The organism is Pseudonocardia adelaidensis, assembly GCF_039543345.1.
GTDB lineage: Bacteria > Actinomycetota > Actinomycetes > Mycobacteriales > Pseudonocardiaceae > Pseudonocardia > Pseudonocardia adelaidensis.
Genome location: NZ_BAABJO010000018.1, coordinates 1 through 16,990, shown reverse-complemented (window position 1 = coordinate 16,990; position 16,990 = coordinate 1). Strand labels below are relative to the sequence as shown.

General features: G+C 72.4%; 16 protein-coding genes and 1 pseudogene. 11 read left to right on the top strand and 6 right to left on the bottom strand.

Features of this window, described 5'->3' with window-relative positions; genetic code table 11:
- Window positions 1-12 precede the first annotated feature (12 nt).
- Window positions 13-897 carry a LysR family transcriptional regulator gene (locus ABEA81_RS23085; protein WP_345607382.1) on the bottom strand — a complete coding sequence of 295 codons (885 nt, stop codon included), beginning with the start codon at window positions 895-897 and terminating at the stop codon, window positions 13-15.
- An 83-nt stretch (window positions 898-980) separates the two neighbouring features.
- Here ABEA81_RS23085 and ABEA81_RS23080 point away from each other — a divergent pair, with 83 nt between their 5' ends.
- The 5 genes from ABEA81_RS23080 (at window position 981) to ABEA81_RS23060 (ending at window position 6,420) form a co-directional block, all read left to right on the top strand.
- On the top strand, window positions 981-1,667 hold the full coding sequence (locus ABEA81_RS23080; RefSeq protein ID WP_345607381.1) for a CoA transferase subunit A: 687 nt from the start codon (window positions 981-983) through the stop codon (window positions 1,665-1,667).
- Window positions 1,664-2,329 (top strand): 3-oxoacid CoA-transferase subunit B, encoded by a 666-nt coding sequence (locus ABEA81_RS23075; RefSeq protein ID WP_345607380.1) that lies wholly within the window; start codon window positions 1,664-1,666, stop codon window positions 2,327-2,329. The genes ABEA81_RS23080 and ABEA81_RS23075 overlap by 4 nt, the downstream gene beginning before the upstream one ends.
- 71 nt (window positions 2,330-2,400) lie before the next feature.
- A complete protein-coding gene (locus tag ABEA81_RS23070; protein WP_345607379.1) occupies window positions 2,401-4,206 on the top strand; it encodes an ABC transporter ATP-binding protein in 1,806 nt (601 codons plus the stop codon).
- A 13-nt stretch (window positions 4,207-4,219) separates the two neighbouring features.
- A complete protein-coding gene (locus ABEA81_RS23065) occupies window positions 4,220-5,554 on the top strand; it encodes a M20/M25/M40 family metallo-hydrolase (RefSeq protein ID WP_345607378.1) in 1,335 nt (444 codons plus the stop codon).
- A 56-nt stretch (window positions 5,555-5,610) separates the two neighbouring features.
- The gene (locus tag ABEA81_RS23060; protein WP_345607377.1) at window positions 5,611-6,420 is read left to right on the top strand and encodes an SDR family NAD(P)-dependent oxidoreductase; all 810 of its coding nucleotides are present in this window, start codon (window positions 5,611-5,613) and stop codon (window positions 6,418-6,420) included.
- 6 nt (window positions 6,421-6,426) lie between these two features.
- On the opposite strand, the gene ABEA81_RS23055 is transcribed toward ABEA81_RS23060, so the two are convergent.
- The 4 genes and pseudogenes from ABEA81_RS23055 to ABEA81_RS23040 all read right to left on the bottom strand — a co-directional run.
- Window positions 6,427-7,026: a methionine ABC transporter permease gene (locus ABEA81_RS23055; RefSeq protein WP_425570641.1), complete on the bottom strand. Its 600-nt coding sequence runs from the start codon at window positions 7,024-7,026 to the stop codon at window positions 6,427-6,429.
- 56 nt (window positions 7,027-7,082) lie between these two features.
- The gene (locus ABEA81_RS23050; protein ID WP_345607375.1) at window positions 7,083-8,093 is read right to left on the bottom strand and encodes a methionine ABC transporter ATP-binding protein; all 1,011 of its coding nucleotides are present in this window, start codon (window positions 8,091-8,093) and stop codon (window positions 7,083-7,085) included.
- A 30-nt stretch (window positions 8,094-8,123) separates the two neighbouring features.
- Complete coding sequence (locus ABEA81_RS23045) at window positions 8,124-9,035, bottom strand: MetQ/NlpA family ABC transporter substrate-binding protein (protein WP_345607374.1); 912 nt, start codon at window positions 9,033-9,035, stop codon at window positions 8,124-8,126.
- A 346-nt stretch (window positions 9,036-9,381) separates the two neighbouring features.
- Window positions 9,382-9,507: pseudogene (locus tag ABEA81_RS23040) on the bottom strand (DUF3761 domain-containing protein); the annotation flags it as partial.
- Window positions 9,508-9,730: 223 nt separating this feature from the next.
- On the opposite strand from ABEA81_RS23040, the gene ABEA81_RS23035 reads away from it, so the two are divergent.
- The 6 genes from ABEA81_RS23035 to ABEA81_RS23010 all read left to right on the top strand — a co-directional run bounded on the left by ABEA81_RS23035 (window position 9,731) and on the right by ABEA81_RS23010 (window position 15,876).
- Window positions 9,731-10,879: an extracellular solute-binding protein gene (locus tag ABEA81_RS23035; RefSeq protein ID WP_345607373.1), complete on the top strand. Its 1,149-nt coding sequence runs from the start codon at window positions 9,731-9,733 to the stop codon at window positions 10,877-10,879.
- 9 nt (window positions 10,880-10,888) lie between these two features.
- A complete protein-coding gene (locus tag ABEA81_RS23030) occupies window positions 10,889-11,782 on the top strand; it encodes an ABC transporter permease (RefSeq protein WP_345607372.1) in 894 nt (297 codons plus the stop codon).
- A complete protein-coding gene (locus tag ABEA81_RS23025; protein WP_345607370.1) occupies window positions 11,782-12,588 on the top strand; it encodes an ABC transporter permease in 807 nt (268 codons plus the stop codon). The genes ABEA81_RS23030 and ABEA81_RS23025 overlap by 1 nt, the downstream gene beginning before the upstream one ends.
- Window positions 12,585-13,613: an ABC transporter ATP-binding protein gene (locus ABEA81_RS23020; RefSeq protein WP_345607369.1), complete on the top strand. Its 1,029-nt coding sequence runs from the start codon at window positions 12,585-12,587 to the stop codon at window positions 13,611-13,613. Before ABEA81_RS23025 ends, ABEA81_RS23020 begins: the two co-directional genes overlap by 4 nt.
- 115 nt (window positions 13,614-13,728) lie before the next feature.
- A complete protein-coding gene (locus tag ABEA81_RS23015; RefSeq protein ID WP_345607368.1) occupies window positions 13,729-14,544 on the top strand; it encodes an inositol monophosphatase family protein in 816 nt (271 codons plus the stop codon).
- Window positions 14,545-14,703: 159 nt separating this feature from the next.
- Complete coding sequence (locus ABEA81_RS23010) at window positions 14,704-15,876, top strand: class I SAM-dependent methyltransferase (RefSeq protein WP_345607367.1); 1,173 nt, start codon at window positions 14,704-14,706, stop codon at window positions 15,874-15,876.
- 44 nt (window positions 15,877-15,920) lie between these two features.
- Here ABEA81_RS23010 and ABEA81_RS23005 read toward each other — a convergent pair.
- A partial coding sequence (locus tag ABEA81_RS23005) for an HNH endonuclease signature motif containing protein (RefSeq protein WP_345607366.1) occupies window positions 15,921-16,990 on the bottom strand: 1,070 nt, incomplete at its 5' end.

Sequence of the window (16,990 nt, the reverse complement as noted above, 5' to 3'; positions counted from 1 at the left end):
GGGCGACGCCGGTCAGCCGGCGCCGGTCCCGATGTGCCCGAGCAGGCCGGCGAGGGCGGCGGAGTCGTGGTCCCGGCGCCAGACCGCGGCGAGGTCCAGCCGGTGCGCCGTGCCGTGGACGGGGCGCAGGGCGACGCCCGACCGCCGCAGCGTGGCGGCCGAGGACGGCACGACGGCGAGGCCGATGCCGGCGGCCACGAGCCCGAGCAGGGTCTGGATGAGCCAGACCCCGCGCTGCGCCACGCGCGGGGTGATCCCGGCGTCGGCGAACAGCGCGGTGATCGCGGCGTGCAGGCTGGGCACGTCGTGCCGCGCGGGGAGCACGAAGGCATCTTCGGCGACGTCGGCGAGTGCGACCGCGGCCGCCGCGGCCGCCGGGTGGGTCTCGGGGAGGGCGAGCAGGAGGTCCTCGGAGGCGAGGTGGCGCTGCTCGAGGTCGGGCTCGCTGATCGGCAGGTACAGCACGGCGACGTCGAGCCTGCGCTCGTGCACCGCACGCAGCAGCGCGTCGGGGGCCATCTCCCGCAGGGTCAGGTCGACCGCGGGGTGCGTGGTGCGGAACGCGCGCAGCAGGTCGGGGAGGACGCCGTTGATCGCCGACGGGACGAACCCGACGGCGAGCCTGCCGGCCGTCGCCTCGCCGACGGTGCGCACCATGCGTACGGTCTCGTCGAGGTCGGTGAGCAACCGGCGGGCCTCGGGCAGGAGCGCGGCACCGGCCGCGGTGAGCCGGATGGTGCGGCGCGAACGGTCGAAGAGCGGGGTGCCGATCTCCTTCTCCAGCAGGGCGATCTGCTGGCTGAGCGGAGGCTGCGCCATGTGCAGGCGCTGTGCGGCCCGGGTGAAGCTGAGCTCCTCCGCCACCGCCACGAAGTAGCCGAGCCGTCGGTACCGCACCGGCCGATCCTATATGTAGATCGTTTTGATCAAGATGAATCAGATGTTGGACGTATGGGCATGGCTCGTGGTCAGCTCGTCACATGTCCACTCTCGTCGAGCGAGTCACCGTTGATGTCGCCGAGGCGGTCTCGCGCGTCCCGGACGGGGCCACGGTGATGGTCGGGGGCTTCGGCCTGGTCGGTGCGCCGCTCACGCTGATCGACGGCCTGCTCGCGCACAGCACCGCCGCGAACCTGACGGTCGTCAGCAACAACCTCGGCGAGCCGGGGCGCGGGCTCGGCAGGCTGCTCCTCGAAGGCCGGGTCCGCAAGGCGATCGGGTCGTTCTTCACCAGCAACCCCGACGTCGTGGCGGCGTACCAGGCCGGGCGGCTGGAGATCGACCTGATGCCGCAGGGCACGCTCGCCGAGGCGATCCGGGCCGGTGGCGCGGGGATCGGCGGCTTCTACACGCGCACCGGCTGGGGCACCGCGCTCGGCGAGGGCCGCGAGGAGCGCACGATCCGGGGCGAGCCGCACGTCTACCAGGAGAGCCTGCGGGCCGACGTCGCGCTGGTGCGGGCGCGGGCCGCCGACGAGCTGGGCAACCTCGTGTACTCCAAGACCGCGCGCAACTTCAACCCCGACATGGCCACCGCGGCCGACCTGGTGATCGCCGAGGTCGACGAGGTCGTGCCGGTCGGCGCCCTCGACCCGGAGGCCATCGTGACCCCGCACCTGTTCGTCGACGCGGTGGTGCTCAGCGAGACGGGGGTGCGCGCCCGATGAGCGACGTCCAGAACCGGATCGCCTCCCGCGTCGTCCCGCACATCCGGCCCGGTGCGGTCGTCAACCTGGGCATCGGCATCCCCACGCTCGTCGCCGACCACCTGCCGCCCGGGCACGTCGCGCACCTGCAGACCGAGAACGGCCTGCTCGGGGTGGGTCCCACCCCTCCGCCGGACCAGGTCGACCCCGACCTCGTCCACGCCGGGAAGCAGCCCGTCACGGCGCAGCCGGGGGCGTCGTACTTCGCCAGCTCGGCGTCGTTCGGGATGATCCGCGGCGGGCACGTCGAGGTCGCCGTGCTCGGTGCCCTGCAGATCGACGCGGCCGGCCGGATCGCGAACTGGGCGATCCCCGGCAAGCCCGTGCTCGGCGTCGGCGGCGCGATGGACCTGCTCGTCGGGGCCCGCACCGTGGTGGTTGCCACCACCCACACCGCGAAGGACGGCTCGCCCAAGATCGTGCGCGAGTGCACCTTCCCGCTCACCGCCCAGCGCCCGGTGGACGTCGTCGTCACCGAGGCGGCGACGTTCCGCATCGACGCCGCGGGCCTGGTGCTCGTCGACGTGGCGGCCGGGACGACCGTCGACTGGGTCCGCGAGCACACGGATGCGCTCTTCCGGGTCGATCTGGCGGACGGCCTGCTGCCGCAGGCAGGCCACTGAAACGCCCTAATTCGGTCGCATTTCGCCATCGCCTTCGCCAGCATGAATCCCCTCGTGTGAGGGGAAATCGAATGGCTGCGCCGCGGCGCAAAACGGCGGTGCTGCTTGCGCTGCGCCACTACGGGCGTGAGCTCGCCCGCAACCGGCTGATCACCGTTCCCGCGCTGCTGCTGCCGGCGTTGGGGAACACCTGCCAGGCCTACATCGGCCCGCTGATCGTCGCCGCGCTCGCCGGCCGCATCGCAGGCGGGCAGGACGTCGGCACGGGCACCGTGCTGCTCTACGTGCTCGGGTTCGCCGCCGTGCTGCTGCTGGCCGAGGCGCTGTGGCGGGTCGGGGTGCACTGCCTGAACCGGGTCGACGGACGCGGGATCGAGAACCTCTACGTGACCGGCATGAACGAGCTGCTCGCGAAGGACGCGGCCTTCTTCCACGACAACTTCGCCGGGTCGTTGACGAAACGGGTGCTCAGCTTCGCCACCCGGTTCGAGGAGTTCGTCGACACGCTCGCGTTCTCCGTCATCGCCAGTTTCGTGCCGCTCGTGTTCGCGTCGGTGGTCCTCTGGCAGTACGACCCGATGCTGGTCGTCGTCCTGGTGAGCCTCATCGTGGTGACCGCGCTGGTCATCGCCCCGCTCGTGCGCCGTCGCCAGGCACTCGTGGACCGGCGGGAGGCCGCCATCGCCCGGGTGTCCGGGCACGTCGCCGACAGCTTGGTGAACATGGAGACGGTGCGCGCCTTCGCCGCGGAGGAGCGCGAGGCGGCCGAGCACAGGACCCGCGTCGCCGAGCAGCGCAGGCTTTCCATCCGGTCGTGGGACTACGCCAACCTGCGGATCGACACGGTCGTCGCGCCGATGTACGTGCTCACCAACGCGCTCGGCCTGTTCGTCGCCATCCGTCTCGGCGGCGGGCAGTCCGGTGTGGAGGCCATCGTGGTGACGTCCACCTACTACTGGAGCGCCACCCGCGTCATGTTCGAGTTCAACCAGATCTACCGGCGGCTGGAGAGCTCGATGACCGAGGCCGCCCAGTTCACCGAGCTGCTGCTCACCCAGCCGACGGTGCGCGACCCGGTGTCCCCCGAGCCGCTGCGCGCCGGAGCGGCCGACGTGCGGTTCGAGAACGTGACCTTCGCCCACGACGGCGCGCCGCCGCTCTTCACCGGCCTCGACCTGGCCGTCGGGAACGGGGAGAAGATCGGGCTGGTCGGGCGTTCGGGTGGTGGCAAGAGCACCCTCACCAAGCTGCTGCTGCGGCTGATGGACGTCCACGGCGGGCGCATCCTGATCGGCGGCCAGGACATCTCCCGGATCAGCCAGGCCGACCTGCGGAGCCTGATCTCCTACGTACCGCAGGACCCGGCCATGTTCCACCGCACCCTGCGCGAGAACATCGCGTTCGGCCGTCCCGGTGCGAGCGAGGCGGAGATCCGCCGCGCCGCCGAGGCCGCGCACGTCACCGAGTTCGTCGACGCGCTGCCCGACGGCCTCGACACCGTGGTCGGGGAGCGCGGGATCAAGCTGTCGGGTGGCCAGCGCCAGCGGGTCGCCCTCGCGCGCGCCATCCTGCGGGACGCGCCGATCCTGCTGCTCGACGAGGCCACCAGCGCGCTCGACTCGGAGAGCGAGATCCTCGTGCAGGACGCGCTGTGGCAGCTGATGGAGGGCCGCACCGCGCTCGTGGTGGCCCACCGGCTCTCCACCGTGGCCCGGATGGACCGGCTCGTGGTGCTCGACGGCGGCCGGATCGTCGAGCAGGGCAGCCACGCGGAGCTGCTCGTGGCGCGGGGCGCGTACGCGGCGCTGTGGGAGCACCAGTCCGGCGGTTTCATCGACGGGCTCGACGACCGCGATACGGTCGGGGCCACGACCTGACAGGAGCTCGACCGTGTCGATCGACCACGCCCTCCTCGAGGAGGAGACGATCGACCTGGTGCGGGACCTGATCCGCATCGAGACCGTCAACACCGGTGACGCCGAGATCGGTGACGGCGAGGCCCGGGCGGCGCGCTACGTCGCCACACGGCTGGCCGAGGCCGGGATCGGGAGCGAGTACGTGGAGCCCGCGCCCGGGCGCGGCAACCTCGTCGCCCGGATCCCCGGCAGCGACCCGTCGGCCGGTGCGCTGGTCGTGCACGCCCACCTGGACGTCGTGCCCGTCGACGGCGCGTGGACCGTGCCGCCGTTCGCCGCGGAGGTGCTCGACGACCGGCGCCACGGCGAGGTCCTGTACGGGCGCGGTGCCGTCGACATGAAGGGGTTCGCGGGCACGGTCGTCGCGGCGGCCAGGGCGCTGCGGCGGGCCCGGGTCGTGCCGCGCCGCGACCTCGTGCTCGCGTTCTTCGCCGACGAGGAGGCGGGCGGCACGTGGGGCGCGCAGTGGCTGGTCGAGCACCGGCGCGACCTGTTCGACGGCGCGACGGAGGCGATCGGCGAGGTCGGCGGGTTCTCCGTGCCCGTGGCCGGGGTGGCGCGGCGGGCCTACCTCCTCGCGACGGCCGAGAAGGGGGTCGGCTGGGGGATCCTGCGCGCCCGCGGGACGGCGGGCCACGCCTCGCGGCCGACGCGGGACAGCGCGGTGGCGCGGATCGCGCGGGCGGTGGCGGCGGTGCACGACCACGAGTTCCCGGTGCGGCGCACCGAGGCGACGGCCGCGTTCCTCGCCGCGTTCGGCGAGCTCACCGGGCGTGACCTCACCGGTGACGGCGCCGGCCTGGATCGCGAGCTCGACCGGCTCGGGTTCGTGGGAGAGATCGCCAGGGCGGGGCTGCGCAACACGGCCACCCCGACGGTGCTGTCCGCCGGTCGGAAGGCGAACGTGATCCCCGGGGAGGCCCTCGCCGAGATCGACACGCGGATCCTGCCCGGCTGCGAGGGTGAGGTCGAACGCGAGGTGGAGCGTCTCGTCGGGGACGGCGTCGAGGTCGAGTGGCGGTCGATGCCGCCCATCGCCGCGCCCGCCGGAGCGCCGCTGGTCGAGGCGCTGCGCGCCGCGGTGGCCGCCGACGACCCCGACGGGGTCGTGGTGCCCTACCTGCTGCCCGCCTCGACCGACAACAAGAACCTCGCGCGGCTCGGGATCGCCGGGTACGGCTTCGCGCCGCTGCGGGTGCCCGACGACTTCGACGCCTTCGGCATGTTCCACGCGGTCGACGAGCGCGTGCCGCTGTCGGCGCTGCGGTTCGGCGCCCGGGTGACCGCGCGGATCTTCAGGACGGCCTGACAGGTGAGCAGGAATCGACCTTCCCGCCCGCCGAGGTGTCGATATCGTCCGACGCCATGGGACAGAGCAGGGTCTGGTTGATCACGGGGGCCTCCTCGGGCTTCGGGTACGCGCTCGCCACCGCCGCGGTCGAGGCCGGCGACACCGTGGTCGGCGCCGCACGCCGGACGAGCGGGCTTCCGGACGGGGTCGACCCGGTCGAGCTGGACGTCACCGACACGGCGGCCGGCAAGGCGGTCGTCGACGGCGTGGTGGAGCGGCACGGCCGGCTCGACGTGCTGGTCAACGCCGCGGGCCGGGCGCTGATCGGCGCCGCCGAGGAGACCACCGACGCCGAGCTGCGCGACCTCATGGAGGTGCATTTCTTCGGGCCCGTCGCGCTCACCCGCGCCGCGCTGCCGCACCTGCGTGCGCAGGGCAGCGGCGCGATCGTGCAGTTCAGCAGCCTCGGCGGGCGGTTGTCGTTTCCCGGGGTCGGCGGCTACAGCGCCACGAAGTTCGCGCTCGAGGGTTGGTCCGAGGGGCTCGCGGCCGAGGTCGGACCGCTCGGCGTCCGGGTGCTGATCGTCGAGCCCGGCGCGTTCCGCACCGGCCTGCACGGCGGCGGTATGCGCATGACGGAGCCGATCCCGGCGTATGACGACATCGTCGGGCCGGTGCGGAAGATGCAGCAGGACTTCGACGGCACGCAGCCCGGCGACCCCGCCAAGGCCGCGGCCGCGATCCTCGACGCGCTCGCCGCCGAGGAGCCCCCGCTGCGCCTGGCCCTCGGGGGCGATGCCGCCGACGCGATCGCGGCCTCCCTCGAGGCGAACACCACCGAGCTGCGCGCATGGGAGCAGGTTGCGCGCAGCACCGACCTGTGACGGGTCCTATCGGCGGAGGGCCTTGCGGGCCAGCCGGTTCCCGACCAGCTGCGCCAGCTGCACGATCAGCACGATGATCACGACCGTGACCAGCGTGACCGTCCAGTTGAACTGCTGGTAGCCGTAGCTGATGGCGAAGTCGCCGAGCCCGCCGCCGCCGACGTAGCCCGCCATCGCCGACATGTCCACGACGGCGATGAAGATGAACGTGTAGCCCAGGATCAGCGGTCCGAGCGCCTCCGGGATCAGCACGCTCCAGATGATCCGGAACCGGCTCGCGCCCATCGCGCGGGCCGCCTCGATCACACCCGGGTCCACGGACACGAGGTTCTGCTCGACGATCCGGCCGATCACGAACGTCGCCATCGCCGACATCGGGAACAGCACGGACCGGGTGCCGATGGTCGTGCCCATCACGAGCAGCGTGAGCGGGCCGATCGCGGTGATGAAGATGATGAACGGGATCGGGCGCACGATGTTCACCAGCACGTTGAGCAGCCCGAACAGGGGGCCGTTCTGCAGCAGGCCGCCGCGGCGCGTCGCGTAGAGCGCCACGCCGAGCACCAGCCCGAGCGCCCCGGCGATGAGCATCGTCCAGAAGACCATGTACACGGTCTGCTGGAACGACAGCCACAGGACGGGGGAGAGCGTCGCCCAGTCGGTCACGACGCCTCCTGCGTGAGCTCCTCGACGTACGTGTGCGCCCGCAGGTCGGCGATCAACGCCTCGACCGCGGGGTCGTCGCCCGCGAGCTCGAAGGTGATGGAGCCGAACGGCTTCTCGGCCAGCTCGCGGATCCCGCCGTAGATGATCGTGCTGCGCACGTCGTGGCCGGCGATCACCTGCGACACGGCGGTGCGGACGGCAGGGTCGTCACGGACCGCCACGGTGACGATGCGCCCCGGGAAGTGCTCACGCAGCCGCGCCAGGGTCTCCTCGGACGGCCGGTCGTGCAGCACGCTGTGCACGAAGCGGCGGGTCGCCGGTTCGCGCGGGGCGCTGAACACGTCGTAGACCGGGCCGCGCTCGATCACCCGGCCCCGGTCCATCACCACGACGGTGTCGCAGATCGAGCTCACGACGTCCATCTCGTGGGTGATCACGACGATCGTGGTTCCGAGCTCGCGGTTGATCCGCTTGAGCAGGGCGAGCACGTCCTTGGTGGTCTCCGGGTCCAGCGCGCTGGTGGCCTCGTCGGCGAGCAGGATCCGGGGCGAGGTGGCCAGCGCGCGCGCGATGCCCACCCGCTGCTTCTGCCCGCCGGACAGCTGCGCGGGGTACTGGCGCGCCTTCTCGGCGATCCCGACGAACTCCAGCAGCTCGGCCACCCGCTCCCGGCGGCGCTCGCGCGACCAGCCCGCGATCCGCAGCGGGTAGCCGACGTTGCCCGCGACGCTGCGCGAGGCGAACAGGTTGAACTGCTGGAAGATCATCCCGACCTCCCCGCGCAGCTCGCGCAGCCCGCGCTCGCCGAGCTCACCGGTCACCCGGCTGCCGACGGTCACCGTGCCCTCCGTCGGCAGCTCGAGCGCGTTGATCATGCGGACGAGCGTGCTCTTCCCGGCCCCGGAGTGGCCGATGACTCCGGTGATCTCCCCGTCCTCGACGTCGAGGTCGACGCCGTCGACGGCGCGCACCACCCGGCCGCGGCCTGCCGGGAAGGCCTTGCTCACTCCGCGGAGGGAGATCAGCGGGGCCACGGCTCAGGAACCCGCCGCGCGGAGGTCGTTCTCGATCTTCGTGGTCGTGGCCTGCAGGTCGGCGACGTCGTTCGACTTGAACACGCCGGTGTCGCCGAGGTCGGCGCGGATGGCCGCCTCGACCTCCGGGTCGTGGTACAGCGCCGCGAGCTGCAGGTAGACCGGGTTGTCCTTGTCCTCGGCCCGCGAGACGAAGGCGTTGATGTAGGGCTTGGACGACTCGCTGTTCGGGTCGTCGGCGAAGATCCGCTGCTGGTCGGTCAGCTTCGCCGCGGTGGCGTAGTTGTTGTTGACGATCGCGGCGTCGACGCTCTGGATGTTCGCCGCCGTCTGGGCGGCATCGACCGGGACGACCTCGACCTTCGCGGACTCGATCTCGCCCGGGGTCGAGAGCGAGTTGCCGCCGCCCCGCAGCGTGACCAGCCCGGCGGCCTGCAGGACCAGCAGGGCGCGCGCCTGGTTCGTCGGGTCGTTCGGGATCACGACCTGCCCGCCCTGCGGGATCTGGTCGACCGAGGTGTGCTTCGCCGAGTACAGCGGCAGCGGGTAGACGGCCGTGGCGCCGATCGGCACGAGGTCGTCGTCGCTGTTGGCGGCGGGGTTCTTGACGTTGTAGTTCGCGAGGTACTGCAGGTGCTGGAACTCGTTGAGCTGCAGCTGGCCCTGCGACAGCGCCGGGTTGGGCTGGTTGTAGTCGGTGAAGTTGACGAAGTTCACCGTGATGCCCTGGGCGGCGGCCTTCTGCTTGTAGACGTTCCAGTAGTTCTCGCTGGCGTCGGTGACGCCGATCGAGACGACCTGGCCGGAGCCGTCGTCGGAGGACGGCGCCGAGCCCGGCGCCGCGCAGGCCGCGGCGAGCACGGCGAGGGGCAGGAGCAGCAGGGCAGAGCGGGTCCGGCGCGAGAGGCGCGACATGGGGAGGTTGGTCCTTTCGGGGGTGCCCTCGGGATTCCGATCGGGCACGTCGGTTCTGCGCTGGGTCGCGGGCGGGCTCACGCCCCGGGGCCTGGCGACGCGATCAGGCGCACAGGCTCAGCGGAGGCGAAAGCCCCGTATACAGCAACCACGACAGCAGCCGCCCGCGGGCGGCCGCGGCATCGGCGCGCGGCACCCGATCGGGTACTCCAGGAGGCGAAGGGTGGCGCCCGCTCCACCTCCGACGGGCGCGGCCGCCGGACCGCCCTTGCCCGTCACGGTCAGCAACGATACACGCCCGTTCGGGGTAGCGGCGCGACCGGCAGCTGGTACCGACTGCTGTTCGTCAGAGCCACTCCGCGACGCCGCCGTGGCGCGAACAGGTCCCACTGCGGTGCTCGCTGAAGCTGTAGGTCCTGTCCTTGCACCTCGCGGTCGCGCCGTCCGGCGCCGACGGCGCGGCCTCGGGCCGGTGGACGCACGCATCGGCACCGGGGGCTCATCGCGGCCCCGACCACGACCATCAACCCGCAGATCACGACATTCGCCGACGGGAGACCTCGGCTGCCATCGGTGAGCCTGCGCGCGCGAACCCGGCCACGCCCGGTTCACGCGGAATCCAGAACACGGTCTATCGAAGATCCGGATGTCATGTCATGATCCCGAGGCTCCCCGACATTCGCAGAAGGCAACCGATGACCCGACGCCGCATTCTCTCCACGGCGGCCGTTCTCGCCGTGGCCGGTCTCCTCACCGCATGCGCCGGCAACGGCCCCGGCGCCACGGCCCAGGGGGCCGGCAACGGCCAGAACGTCCGGGTGTACCTCGCGGACGACACGAACATCCAGGAGCTCTGGCAGAACACCCTGATCCCGGCGTTCACCGCAGCGAACCCGGGCATCGGCGTCGATGTGCAGTTCGACCTGCACGGGGCGAACAAGACCCAGACCATCGCGAAGCTCGCGGCGGCGGAGCAGCAGGGCAAGGACCCGGGCATCGACCTCGTCGAGGGTGGCGCCACCGAGGACGCGGGGCCGGCCGGCCTGCTGCTGGATCCGGCGGGGCTCGTCTCCGGTCTCGCCGGCATCGACCCGAAGATCGTCGCAGCGGCCGGGCCCGGGTCCGTGCCCTATCGGGCCTCGTCGGTGCTGCTCGCCTACGACTCGACGAAGGTGCAGGACCCGCCGCGCACCCTCGACGACCTGCTCGCGTGGATCAAGGCGCACCCCGGCCAGTTCACCTACAACTCGCCGAAGACGGGCGGGTCGGGCCAGGCGTTCGTGACCACCGTGCTGGACAAGTTCGTGCCGCCCGACGTGCGTGAGCAGATGACCACGGGCTACCACAAGGAGCTCGAGGACAACTGGCAGGAAGGCTGGCGGACGCTCGCGGCGCTCAACCAGTACGTGTTCCAGCACGGCGTCTACCCGAACGGCAACAACGGAACGCTCGACCTGCTCGCCAGCGGCCAGGTGTCGATCATCCCGGTGTGGTCGGACCAGTTCCTCAGCGGCCAGCAGCACGGCACCATCCCGCCGACGGTCAAGGCGCTGCAGATCAGCGACCCGCCTCTCACCGGCGGCGCCACCGCGGTCGGCATCGTCAAGGGAACCGACAGGCAGGACAACACGGTGAAGCTGGTCGACTTCCTGCTCGAACCGGCCCAGCAGCAGGCGATCGCCCAGAAGATCGGCGGCTACCCGGTCATCTCGCTCGACAAGCTCTCGGCCGACGTGCAGACGGCCTTCGGCGACGCGCACCCCGACCAGCTGCGCCCCACCTACTTCACCGACCACAAGAACGACCTGAACAACCTGTGGGACCAGCTCGTCCCCGGCCACTAGGCACCTGACATGCGCAGAAGACCGATCGCCGGGTTGCTGATGGCGGCCCCGCCGGTGTTGGTCGTCGCCGTGTTCGTCGGCTTCCCGATCGGCACGGCGATCGCCTACAGCCTCGGCCACGTGGGCGGGCTTAACACCACGATCGCGCGCATCGCGCGGGACCAGCACACCGTGGACGCCTGGTGGCAGCAGACCCTCGGCGCCTACGCCGACGTCCTGGCGGACGGACGGGTCCTCCGCGACCTGCTGACCACTGTCGCGGTCACGCTCGTGACCACGGTCGTCGTCGTCGGGCTGGCCTGGGCGATCGCGCTCTACCTGCGGCTGTCCGGCTCCCGGGCAGCGCAGGTCCTCGCCGCGATCGCCGTGATCCCGATGTTCATCCCGGTCGTGATCGCGTCCTGGGCGATCCTCACCTTCTACGCGGGCGACGGATTCGTCCGGTCGCTCGCCGCGATCCTCGGCGGGGACGCGCCGACCTTGGGCTACACGGTCGTCTGCATCACGATCGCCATGATCTGGACCCAGCTCCCGTTCGCCACGTTGATGGTCACCTCCGGCGTGCAGGCCGTGCCGACCGCGCTGATCGAGGCCGCCGCCGACGCGGGTGCGTCCTTCCCGCGGATCGTCCGGTCGGTGCTCCTGCCGCTGGCGGTGGTGCCGACCGTGATCGCGGCGACGTTCACGGCCATCGCCACCCTGGGCGCCTTCACGGTGCCGTACTTCACCGGGCCGAACGCGCCGACCATGCTCGGCGTCGACATGGCCGCCTACTTCCAGTCCTACAACCTCCCCCAGCAGGCCGTGGTGATCGCCGTGGTCGTGTTCGTGATCGCGGCCGGGATCGGTGCGCTCTACGTGTGGGCGAACCTCCGGGCGGCGCGCGCCGCGGGACGGGCGTGATGACCGCGACGGGGCGCGTGCTCGGCGGCATCGCGATGGTGCTGCTCGCCGTCTTCATCGTCGGGCCGCTCGGCTGGCTCGCAGTCCGCGCGTTCGCCACCGGGTGGACCTACCCGCACCTCCTCCCCGACGGGTGGACGCTGCACTGGTTCGGTGAGGTGTTCGCCGACCCGTTGCTGTTCTCCTCGATCCAGCTCTCACTCGCGTTCGCGTTCACCACGATCGCCGTCGCCGCCGTGATCTGCCTGCCCGCGGCGTACGCGTTCGCGCGGTTCGACTTCCCCGGACGCCGCCTGTTCCTGATCGGCCTCTTCGCGACGAACGCGTTCCCGAAGACGGGGCTCTTCGTGTCGATCGCCGCGCTGTTCTACGCGTTCGACCTGATGGCGACGTTCACCGGGATCGTGATCGTGCACCTGCTCGGCACGGTGGTGTTCATGACGTGGATCCCGGCGGCGGCGTTCGCGGCCGTGCCGCGCAGCCTCGAGGAAGCCGCCCGGGACGCGGGGGCGCGGCCGCTGCGCGTGTTCGCGTCGGTGACGCTGCCGCTGGCGCTCCCCGGGATCCTGGTGGCGCTGACGATGTCGTTCCTCGCGTCGTTCGACGAGGCCCAGGGCACCTACCTGGTCGGCGCTCCCGTCTACTACACGATGCCGACGGAGATGTACTCATTGGTGCTCAACTACCCGCGCCAGGTGGCCGCGGTGTTCTCGATCCTGCTGTCGATCCCGTCCGTCGCGCTGCTGCTGCTCGTGCGCCGGCACGTCATGGGTGGCCAGCTCGCGGAGGGGTTCCAACTCAGGTGAGCTTGCATCTGTCCGGCGTCGCCAAGGATCTGGGCGGGCGCCGCATCGTCGACGACCTCGATCTCGACGTCGCCAGCGGGGAGCTGGTGTGCCTGCTCGGACCGTCGGGTTGCGGGAAGACCACCACCCTGCGCATGGTCGCCGGCTTCCTCTCGCCCGACCTCGGGAACGTCGTCATCGACGGCCGGGACGTCACCACGCTCCCCCCGGAGCGCAGGCCCACCGCGATGGTGTTCCAGAACTACGCCCTGTGGCCGCACATGAGCGTGTTCGACAACGTGGCGTTCGCTCTCAAACTGCGGCGACTGCCCAGGGCGGAGATCACCCGACGGGTGGGGGAGATGCTGGAGCTCGTCGGGCTCACCCACCACCTGCGCAGCCGCCCCGCCTACATCTCCGGGGGTGAACAGCAGCGCGTCGCGCTCGCCAGGGCCCTCGTGCAGGAGCCGGCCGTGCTGCTGCTGGACGAGCCGCTGTCCAACCTCGACGCGAAGTTGCGGGTACGCGTGCGGGAGGACATCCGCGACATCCAGCAGCGGCTCCGGATCACCACGCTGGTCGTCACCCACGACCAGGACGAGGCGCTGTCGATCGCGGACCGGGTGGCCGTGATGAACGGCGGACGGATCGAGCAGGTCGCGCCGCCGGACACCCTGTACCGGCGCCCGGCCACCCGGTTCGTCGGCGGCTTCGTCGGAGCGATGAACAGCCTCCCCGGCAAGATCGAGAACGAGGTGGCGCTCCTCGCCGACGGTACGAGCATCGCCGTGCTGACGCCCTGCGCACCGGGCGGCACGGAGATCGCGGTACGTCCGGAGGACGTCGTGCTGGCGGCCGGGGGTACCGCCGCGCGGGTGCAGCGCGTCGTTCCCCGCGGGCACTTCACCGAGGTCGTGCTCGAGGTCGGGGAGACGCGGCTGCGCGCCTACCTCGGCCCGGACGATCCGCGCCCCGCACCGGACGACACCGCCGCGATCCAGTTCCGCCGAGCGCTGAGCTACGCGGACGGGCAGCTCATCGGATGATTCCGATGACTCCGGGCTGCGCCGCAGGCACGGCACTGGCGATCGCACATCGCGGAGACCCCCGTCCGGAACCCGGAGAACACGCTGCCGGCCATCGCCGTGGCCGTGGTGCTCGATGAGCTCGACCGTGCAGCCTGACGAGCTGGCCGAGGCGGCGCGGGTGGCCATGGATGCCGCCCGCACGGCGATGCGGATCGTCCGGTCCGATCCGCTCGGCGTGGTCCGGGAGAAGGCGCACGCCGCCGATCTGGTCACGGACGTCGACCAGGCCGTCGAACGCGAGGTGCGGGCGTTGGTCGCGAGCCGGCTGCCCGGGCACACCCTCGTGGGCGAGGAGTTCGGTGGCGTCGCGGCCGACGGCCCGACCTGGTACTGCGACCCCGTCGACGGCACGACGAACCTCGTGGCCGGCCTGCCGTGGACGGCGTTCTCGCTCGCGCTCGCCGTGGGCACGACCCCGCTGGTCGGCGTCGTCGCCGACGCCTGGCGCGACGAGGTCGTCCTGGCCGTCACGGGGCAGGGCGTCACGCTGAACGGCCGGCCGGTCCCCGAGGTGCGCCCGACCCACCGTGCGCGGCTGACCGGCGGGGTCCTCCTCACGGAGTGGGCGGCGCACCGGCCCTGGCCGGGGATGGCGCAGCTGCTCACCGCGCTGGCCGACCGCGCGTGCACCGCGCGGGTGATGGGCAGCGGCACCCTGGCCCTGAGCCATGTCGCCGCCGGCAGGGGCACCGGGGCGATCATCAGCGAGTTCCACCCCGAGGACCACCTCGCTGCCGCGTTCGCCTGCGCGGAGGCCGGGCTGGCGGTGCGCGACGAGTCCGGGGCGCAGCAACCGTTCCCGGACGGCGGCGGCATCCTCGTCTGTGCGCCGGAGGCGGCGGACGAGCTGTTCGCGGTGTGGCAGGAGGTGTTGGGCAGCGGGCGCTGAGGCCCGGGGGAGCGAACGGCGCCCGAGCCGCCGGCGCACGGTTCACGCCGGCGCGAACGCCCGCACGAAGGTGTCGACGGTCGCCCGGGCGACCTCCCGCAACTCCTGCTCGGGCACCCGGCGGGTGCCGAACCGGGTCACGACGGGTCGCCGTCACCGGTGGCGTCGTCGCGCTGGCGGGGGCGGTGCTGCTCGCGACCCAGCCGGCTGGCGCCCGTCGTCGGGGCGCTGGTGCTCGGGCTCGGCCTCGGAACGGTCGGCGTGCCCGCCATCGGCTCCGTGTTCCGCACCGTGCCACCCGGCTCCGCCGCGCAGGGCAGCGCCCTGCTCTACGCGTTCAACCAGCTCGGTGCCGCGCTCGGCATCGCCGTCGGGGCGCTGCTCGTGGGTGTGCCGGACGTGGCGTCGATCGGGAGCTTCCGCCCGGGGTTCTGGCTGCTGGTGGCCGCCGTCCTCGTCGGGCTGGTGGCGAGCACGCGCCTCCCGGGCCGGGCGTACGACGGGTCGCCGGAGCCGGTGGAGGCCCCGGCCCGAAGGCCCTACGGTCGGATCATGCCCGGATCGCCCGCCCCGTCCTTCGGAACCGTGGCAGCGACGTACGCCCGCCACCGGCCCGGTTATCCGGCCGAGGCAGTCGCCTGGGCCCTGGCACCGCTGGGCGAGCCGCCCGAGCGACTCCGCCTGCACCTGCTCGACCTGGGTGCCGGTACGGGCAAGCTGACCGAGGCCCTCGTCGGCCGCGTGAGTTCCGGCGGTCGGGTCACGGCCGTGGATCCGGACCCGGCGATGCTCGCGCAGCTGCGGTCCCGCCACCCGTCGGTGGACGTCCGGGAGGGCACCGCCGAGCGCATCCCGCTCCCCAACGCCTCGGCGGACGCGGTGCTCGTCGGCCAGGCCTTCCACTGGTTCGACCGGGACCGGGCGATGCCCGAGATCGCGCGCGTGCTGCGACCCGGCGGGGTGCTGGCCGCATTGTGGATCGGTTCCGACGTGCGCGTCGGTTGGGTGCGCGGCTTCCACGAGGCCGGCTCGTGGGACCCGGACGCGCAGTTCCACGACGACGCGAAGCGCTTCCCCGAGGGCTACGGTGTCGCGCCCGGCGAGTTCGCGAGGTTCCCCTTCACAACCCCCACCACGCTGGACGACCTGATGGCGGAGATCAGCACGCACTCGTGGGTGCTCACCACCCCGCTCGCCGAGCGCGAGGCCGGCCTCGCGCGGGCGCGCGCCTACCTCGCCCGGCGGCCGGAGATCTCGGGAGGGGAGTTCGAGCTCCCCCGGATCGCCGACGTGCTGCGCGCCCGGCGGGCGGCTGGCCCGCCGCGGCCGTAACACCCTCGACCGGGGCCACCGGCGCGTTCCGCGGAACGCCGCCGTCAGGCTGCGGTGGTGATCCGGCGGGGCAGCAGCACGTCGAGGATGGGTTGGGGGTCGAGGCGGTCGCCGTCCCAGTCCGGGGTCAGGGTGGTGTGGTCGATCCGCAGCCGGGCCCGGGTGTGCATCTCGATCAGGCTTTCGGTGTTCCCGGTCAGCGGCTCCGCAGTGGTGGGGATGGGGGTGCCGTCGGGGCGGAGGAACTCCCAGCGTCCGGACAGCCGGCGGATCCGGTAGCCGTGGTCGTGGATCACCTGGTGGTGGAAGGAGCACAGCAGGATCAGGTTGTCGATGTCGGTGGGCCCGCCGAACAGCCAGGACAGCACGTGGTGGGCGTGCAGGAACCGGGTGTGGGTGCAGCCGGGGAACTGACACCGGCCGCCGTCGCGCCTGGTCAGGGCGGCGATCTGGGCGGGGCTGGCGAGGCGGCGGGTGCGCCCGAAGTACATCCGGTTACCTCGCCGGTCATCGAGGAGTGCCTGTACCCGGGCGTCGCAGGCCAGCCGTTCGGCGGTGGTGGCGGGGATCTCGGGGCCGTCTTCGATGCGGGCGGTGCCGGTGGGGACCTCGACGTGCACCACCACCCGGGCGTCGCCGCGTTCCACGACCGGGCCGTCCTCGTCGGTGCGGCCGGTGACCAGGGCCAGCAGCGCGTCCGCGCGGCGGGCCTCGGTCCGGTCGGCGGCCGGGCCGGGTGGCTGTTCACAGGCGCGTTCATCCAGGTCCGGCGGCGCCGGTGGGGTCGGGTGGGTGGTCGGCGCCCGGGCCGGAACCAACGATTCGATGGCGGCGATGAACGCGGCCCCGGCATCCGGGGTGAGCCGGGCCCGCACCACCAGTGCGCCGTCGTCGTCCCACCGCCAGGACAACGACCGGCGGGCGGCGCTGTCGGGTGGTGGGGTGTGGCGGCGGCGCACCGCGCGGACCAGGGTTTCGACGTGGCCGGCGGTGCCGCACAACGCGAGGGTGAGCAGCACCTGCTCGGCGGTGGCCGGGTCGGCCACGGTGGTGGTGCGCCACCGCGGTTCGCCGGCGGCGATCTCGGCACCGATCCGGGTCAACGTCGCACTGT

Coding starts and splice junctions, on each gene's coding strand:
- ABEA81_RS23080 (WP_345607381.1), top strand. CDS start 981: ATGTCCACTCTCGTCGAGCGAGTCACCGTTGATGTCGCCGAGGCGGTC.
- ABEA81_RS23075 (WP_345607380.1), top strand. CDS start 1,664: ATGAGCGACGTCCAGAACCGGATCGCCTCCCGCGTCGTCCCGCACATC.
- ABEA81_RS23015 (WP_345607368.1), top strand. CDS start 13,729: ATGAGCTCGACCGTGCAGCCTGACGAGCTGGCCGAGGCGGCGCGGGTG.
- ABEA81_RS23060 (WP_345607377.1), top strand. CDS start 5,611: ATGGGACAGAGCAGGGTCTGGTTGATCACGGGGGCCTCCTCGGGCTTC.
- ABEA81_RS23035 (WP_345607373.1), top strand. CDS start 9,731: ATGACCCGACGCCGCATTCTCTCCACGGCGGCCGTTCTCGCCGTGGCC.
- ABEA81_RS23045 (WP_345607374.1), bottom strand. CDS start 9,035: ATGTCGCGCCTCTCGCGCCGGACCCGCTCTGCCCTGCTGCTCCTGCCC.
- ABEA81_RS23055 (WP_425570641.1), bottom strand. CDS start 7,026: ATGGTCTTCTGGACGATGCTCATCGCCGGGGCGCTCGGGCTGGTGCTC.
- ABEA81_RS23025 (WP_345607370.1), top strand. CDS start 11,782: ATGACCGCGACGGGGCGCGTGCTCGGCGGCATCGCGATGGTGCTGCTC.
- ABEA81_RS23070 (WP_345607379.1), top strand. CDS start 2,401: ATGGCTGCGCCGCGGCGCAAAACGGCGGTGCTGCTTGCGCTGCGCCAC.
- ABEA81_RS23030 (WP_345607372.1), top strand. CDS start 10,889: ATGCGCAGAAGACCGATCGCCGGGTTGCTGATGGCGGCCCCGCCGGTG.